Here is a 5880-nt window from a genome sequence, read left to right as displayed (position 1 = left end):
CTATCCGGGCACCGGACTCGTGATGCCCCACCGCCGCCGCAAAGGCGAAGAACTGCCCGACTGGAAACAAGCCCACAACAAGTCCCACAAGCAGGTCCGCGCCCGCGTCGAGCACGCCTTCGCCCGCATGAAGACCTGGAAGATCCTCCGCGACTGCCGCCTCAAAGGCGATGGCGTCCACCACGCCATGCTCGGCATCGCCCGCCTGCACAACCTCAACCTCGCCGTATAGGCAAGCGGCCGGACTGCCCACCGGCCACATCCACACCCAGCCAGAGATCATTTGCGGGACAAGCCTTAGGACAGGGTGAGCAGGGGCGTGCGGTAGGCAAGCGACCATTTAGGGACCTCCATGGCCGGGGGCGCGATCAGCTGTCCCCACATCAGTCGGCGCCGCGGTTTGCCACTGGAGGTCCGGGCGATGGCGCCCCGCCCCCCCTGCAGCACGAGGACTTCGACGGAGGGCAGGGCGAGATCTCGCAGGCGTTGTGCCGCAGTCTCAGCCCATCCCTGTGGCAGTTCTCCCTCGACGAAGATCGCGGCGAGCTCGGTTCCGTCGGCACTGCCGAATGTCACTGCGATGCTGGCGGTGATCGACCGATCCAGAGCAATCAGTTCGGCCTCGATGTCCTCGGCATGTACAAAGCCGCCGCGCACCTTCATGGCTTCGGCGATCCGGCCGACCACGAAAAGCTCGTTATCCAGCATGAAGCCGGCATCACCGGTGCGCAGCCCCTCAGGACCGAACGGCTCGGTGCCCTCTTGCGACAGGTAGCCTCGGGCGAGTGAGTCCCCGGTTAGTCGGATCTCGCCGAAGGTGCCGGGTGGGAGTTCATTGCCCTCGCCGTCCACAACGGCCAAGTCGGTGCCGTCAACTGGCTGGCCGCAACTGGTCAGCCAGCCACCGCCTTCGACGGTATCCGTGCCGAGGACTGCATGCTCGATCACAGTCACCGGGTCACCGACTGCCAGTGCCGTGCTCTTGAGGTGCGCCAGACGAGATCCGCCGCCTGGTCGGGTGCCGGTGGCTACCAGAGTGTTCTCGGCCAGGCCATAGGCGGCGATCAGTGATTCTGGGGCAAAGCCGCGTGGGCCAGTCAGCTTGTGGAATCCGGCGATGATGGCCGAGTCGATGCGCTCTGCGCCGAGGATGGCCACTCGCCAGCCGGAGAAATCCATCTCGGTCAGGTCTCTGGCGGCCACCCTCCGCACCACATGGGCGTAGCCGAAGTTTGGCGCGGTGGTCAAGGTGGCACCGTGAAGCCCGAAACACTCCAGCCAGCGACGCGGCTGCCGGATGAACTGTCGCGGTGTCATCAGCCAGAGGTCCGTCCCAGTCACGATCGGCGTGATCATGCCTCCGATGAGCCCCATGTCGTGGTGAAGGGGGAGCCAGTTGGCGAATACATCGCGCTCCGACCAGCGCAGCCAACTACGGATGGCTGCGACATTGGCCATGAGGTTCGTCCATGAGACACGTACAGCCTTGGGAGATCCGGAGGAGCCGGACGTGAACTGGAGCAAGGCGATTTCGTCAAAGGCCCTTTGGGGCGCCCTTTGGTCCGCCCACGGGCCCTGGGTTGCTCCCGTCTCCATCGACGCCGGCTGGGCGATGTCGACGAACGTGACCGGTGTCCCGGCATGATCAGCAGCAGCGGCCAGCGGCGGTTGGGAGGTCCGATTGCCGCACACCAGGGTGGGTTGAGCCACGGCAATCACGGATGACAGGTGGTCTTGGTAGCGGCTGAGGTCGCGGAACGCGGATGGGGGTGCGAGCGGGGACGGCACCATGCCCGCCGCGAGTACGCCCATGAATGCGGGGATGAATTCTTCCGGGTCGCCCGTGACGATCGCCACAACATCTCCGGGGATGCCTCCCGCGGAGCGGAGTTCATACGCCATCCGGCGTATGTCGAGGGCTAACTGGGCGTAGGAACGAAAACGCCATTCGCCATTGTTCGCCAGAAACCGGACACCGCGGTCTGTGCGCGGTTCGCATAACCAGTCGAGTAACACGACTCCCCTTCAGCTGTTACGAGCAGCAGGCAGAGGAGATCGACCACCCTCAAAGGGCTCCCCCGTGCCATCCATGAGGCTAGGGCCACATCCGTCACAGGGGTCAGGGGTAGCGATCACGTTGGCTTGATCCACCCTCGCCGCCCGGAATGCCCCAGTGGAATAAGCCAAAAGCGACTACCGAGTATGCATACCGAGCGGCCGGATATCGTTTTGGCGAGATTTTACTTGCTTGGCATTGAAAATGATCACTAGGCTGCTGCGATGACCGATTCACAAGCGGCGCCGGTCCGGCGTCTATGGGGCGCTGTACTGTTCGGCTATTTAGCCTTGGGGGCTACGCTCCAAGAGCTGCCGGGATATGTCGTAGATAAATTCCATGGTGGCCCCACGGCAGCTGGTTTGGCTGTTGGAGTCGCCTTTGCCGGCACTGCGCTTACTCGCCCCTTTGCTGGTCGTGCGGGCGACGCCGGCCTGGCTCGCACGGTTTCCATGACAGGCGGGGTGATTACCGCCGTCGCCGCGGTGGGCCAGCTACTGGCCCCCAATATTCCCAGTCTCGTCGCCTGCCGCATGCTCATGGGTGTCGGTGAGGCGGCACTCTTCTCTGGCGGGCTGCCCTGGGTGATGGCCGGAACGCCAGCCAATCGGCGGGGCAGAGTGGCGGGCTGGTTCGGCCTATCGATGTGGGGCGGGCTATCTCTCGGCCCACTGATCGCCGTGGTGCTCCACCATGCAGGTGGGCCAACTGCTGTTTGGACGGTAGTCATTGTGCTGCCACTGTTGTCCACCGTGCTCGTCGCTGCCACTCGACGCCAGCCCCAGACCGCGGCCACTGGCTCATTGCGGCCCTCTACCTTGCGGGACATCGTGCCGCGCGGGGTGAGTCTGCCCGGCTTCTGCCTGGGCCTTGCCGCTTATGGATATGGCGCGCTAAGCGCGTTGCTGGTGCTGTATCTCTCGCGGGAGAACATTGGTGGCCAGGACGTCGGCTTGATTATTTTCGCAGTGGCCTTCCTGGTGACCCGCGCGAGCGGCAGCCCCCTTGCCGACCGATACGGCGGGGTCGCGGTGGCTCGGATCGTTCTCGTCATCGAAGCCGCCGGGTTGCTGCTCATCGCAACCGTGCCCACTCAGCTCGCCGCACTGTTCGGCGCCGCGATCACCGGCATCGGGCTGGGGCTGATCTACCCGGCCACCAGCGCCATCACTCTCAACCGCACTGGGGCGCTGCAGCCGGGCGTCTCCATGGGCACCATGACGTCTTTTTGGGACCTGGGCATCATGGTGGCTGGCCCGCTGAGCGGTGTGGCCGCTGCGCATTTCGGTTACCGCGCTGCCTTCGCGACCGCTGCCGCCGTCACCGCAGTCGCGATGGTGGTGACTTTGGTCGCGTTGCGCGAGACGCGTGCCAAGCAGCCCTCAACTCCGGTACCGCCGACTGCCCGCGTTCGTGCATGACTGCGCCCACTGCCGGGCCGGCCAAGGGATATCAGGCCGACCCGGCGCAGTGCTCAGTTCAGGAGCTGGGCCACCGTCTCCTGGAAGGAGAGCGGTTGGTAGACGGGGGCCAGATGTCCCCCGGGCACCTCGCGCGACTCCACGCCTAGCTGCTCGGAAAGGGAAGCCACTGCGCGTCCGTGCCAGCGGTGCCGACTGTCCGCGCCCAGGACCGGAAGCAGCCGCTCCCGCACCGCCTTGAGTGCCTCGACTTCGGGCCGATAGGCGACGATCCGTTCCAACTCCCGCCGAAAATAGAGGTCCCATTCCGGCCACTGTGAATCCGGAATAGTGATCGGTTCCTGCTCTCCCGGGCCGTTGGAGGCCAAATGGGCGAAGAAATAGTCAAACGCCGCGCGGGTTCCTACCTTGTCATTGACATCGACAAGGTCCGCATACCACTGCACCCAGCGCGCGCCGTCGTCAAGCAGCGGAGCAAGCGGCGGCTCGTGGCATACCAGTTTGTTCACCCGGTTCGGATATTGCGACAACATCTCGAGACCGATGGTCGCGCCAGCACTGCTCCCCACCACGTGGGCAGGCCCCATCTCTAGCTCATCCACCACCGTCGCGGCATCGGTGGCGTGTTGACGGATTTCGATGGGATTCTGCTCCGTGGTGGCGCTACGCCCGTGTCCACGCCGGTCGTAAACAGCGACGCTGTACTGTGCTGACAACAGTCGAATAAGAGGTGCGTATCCAATTTGCATGCCCGTCGCACCGGGGAACACCAATATCAACGGCCCGTCGCCGCGCACCGTAACCTGTAAGTTAACGTCTCCGCAGCGGACAGAGACTCGCCTGTTCCCGGATTTCACACGACCACCCCAACAAGTGATAATTGGATCTTCTACCTGAACGAGTCTAGCGAGTTGCTGCAAGCGAATGAAGTGGATTCGTTCGACAAATTAGTGAGTGCGTCCGCCACGGAGTCCGTTATCTGGCGAATGACCGGTTGTGTATTTCCCTGAAGATAAAAATGTCCGCCGTCGTATAGATGCCGCCCCTGAAATCTTCGAGTCAGCGGCGCCCAGTCCATGAGCCGCTCTGGCCTTACCAGGGCATCTGCCCGGCCGCCGAACACCGACAGTGCGCTGGAGACTGGCTGGGCACCCTCCTGCGGGCGCCAGCTCTCCACCACCCTAAGGTCGCTGCGCACAAGTCGACTGAGCGTGCCCCAAGTCAGCGGATGACGCACCACCTCTAGCGGTGTGCCACCAGCCCTGGCCAACCAGGCCTGCAGCTCTTCATCCGAGAAGTCGGCCCGAGACCCACCAGCGGCGCTCTTAGAGCTGACGTCACAGGCCGAGATACCTAGCCAAACCGGCTGCGGGCCCTTCTCCGCCTCTATCTGACGAACGAGTTCATAGGCAACTAGAGCACCCATACTGTGCCCAAATAGCGCAAACGGCCTGTCCATCAAGGGCAGCAACTCGCTGCGGAGGAATTCCACCAGCGCGCCGACGGAGTCTCGTGGGGCCACGTCATGCAGCCTCCCCCGCCCAGGGGCGTCGACCGAGAAGACCTCCCACGCGGTGGGGAACCGATCGTCCCAACCATGGAAGAGGACACGGGACCCCCCGACGTGATGGAAGAGGAACAACCGCACCTTGGGATCTACCACTGGGCGAGCGCAGTGAGCTGCGCCCCGGAGCAAACTCGACTGACCTACTAACGGATTCGTCTGCGTCATTCGTGACAGCCTGCCGCTTCCCAAACGCTGCGTCTACCGTCCCTCAGGCCAACTCCCCGGGCCGACACCGGTACGACCGCGGTGACCAAGAACCCCCTTGGCACTGGAGCTACGCAGCACCACGTTGCTGTGGCGGATCGTCCGCGGCTTGTAGCGGTCGTCCAGATATGTCTTCTTGATGATCGGAGTCGTGGTGCCCGCGGTCGACGCAGAAGGCAGCCGCTCACGCCTATGTCGTCGTACCGGTGCGGGTCGGCGGCCTTCTTGCCGTCGGGAGTCTCGGTCTGCGTGTACCCCGGTCCCAGGTCGTTCATGGTCAGAAGGTAGCGACGTAGCCGTTGGCTCTGGATGGGCTTGAGGTCGGTGAGAGAGGCCCCCGAAGAGGCCCTGGAACTGGGAGCTGCCGTCCGGGAGGCTGCCAGCTTGGTGCCATGCTTGCCGATGACGGGTGAGCTGCTGCAGCCGGCCGCCAGGGCCAGGACCCCGCAGGTGGGCGTTACCCCTTGATCGTGGACACCCTGATCATTGGATCGTGAGGATCCGAAGAACAGGAGTTCCCGTTGGGGACGTCGAAGCACTCGCTTGAGTTCCGGGCGGACGCCGTCGCGCTGTACCACGCCAGTCCGGGCGGGACGTATGCGTCGGTGGCCAAGGACCTGGGTGTCAACCAC

The 5880-nt window shown here is 64.1% G+C and carries 5 protein-coding genes; 2 read left to right on the top strand and 3 right to left on the bottom strand.

Annotated elements, in window-relative coordinates; genetic code table 11:
• The coding region (locus ACWGJY_RS37310) for a transposase family protein (protein ID WP_453265344.1) at positions 1–232 on the top strand (232 nt) is incomplete at its 5' end.
• A gap of 65 nt (positions 233–297) precedes the next feature.
• Here ACWGJY_RS37310 and ACWGJY_RS37305 read toward each other — a convergent pair.
• Positions 298–2016 carry an AMP-binding protein gene (locus ACWGJY_RS37305; protein ID WP_453265343.1) on the bottom strand — a complete coding sequence of 573 codons (1719 nt, stop codon included), beginning with the start codon at positions 2014–2016 and terminating at the stop codon, positions 298–300.
• Between the two features lie 264 nt (positions 2017–2280).
• Between ACWGJY_RS37305 and ACWGJY_RS37300 the strand changes: the two genes are divergently transcribed.
• A complete protein-coding gene (locus ACWGJY_RS37300; RefSeq protein WP_453265342.1) occupies positions 2281–3477 on the top strand; it encodes an MFS transporter in 1197 nt (398 codons plus the stop codon).
• Between the two features lie 53 nt (positions 3478–3530).
• Here ACWGJY_RS37300 and ACWGJY_RS37295 read toward each other — a convergent pair whose 3' ends face one another.
• Both ACWGJY_RS37295 and ACWGJY_RS37290 read right to left on the bottom strand, forming a co-directional pair.
• Complete coding sequence (locus ACWGJY_RS37295) at positions 3531–4274, bottom strand: alpha/beta fold hydrolase (RefSeq protein ID WP_453265341.1); 744 nt, start codon at positions 4272–4274, stop codon at positions 3531–3533.
• A 92-nt stretch (positions 4275–4366) separates the two neighbouring features.
• Positions 4367–5209 carry a thioesterase II family protein gene (locus tag ACWGJY_RS37290; RefSeq protein ID WP_453265340.1) on the bottom strand — a complete coding sequence of 281 codons (843 nt, stop codon included), beginning with the start codon at positions 5207–5209 and terminating at the stop codon, positions 4367–4369.
• Positions 5210–5880 lie beyond the last annotated feature (671 nt).

It is taken from the genome of Streptomyces sp. NPDC054765, from assembly GCF_053612065.1.
This window is presented reverse-complemented; position numbering and strand designations above follow the sequence as displayed.

Coding starts and splice junctions, on each gene's coding strand:
- ACWGJY_RS37300 (WP_453265342.1), top strand. CDS start 2,281: ATGACCGATTCACAAGCGGCGCCGGTCCGGCGTCTATGGGGCGCTGTA.
- ACWGJY_RS37290 (WP_453265340.1), bottom strand. CDS start 5,209: ATGACGCAGACGAATCCGTTAGTAGGTCAGTCGAGTTTGCTCCGGGGC.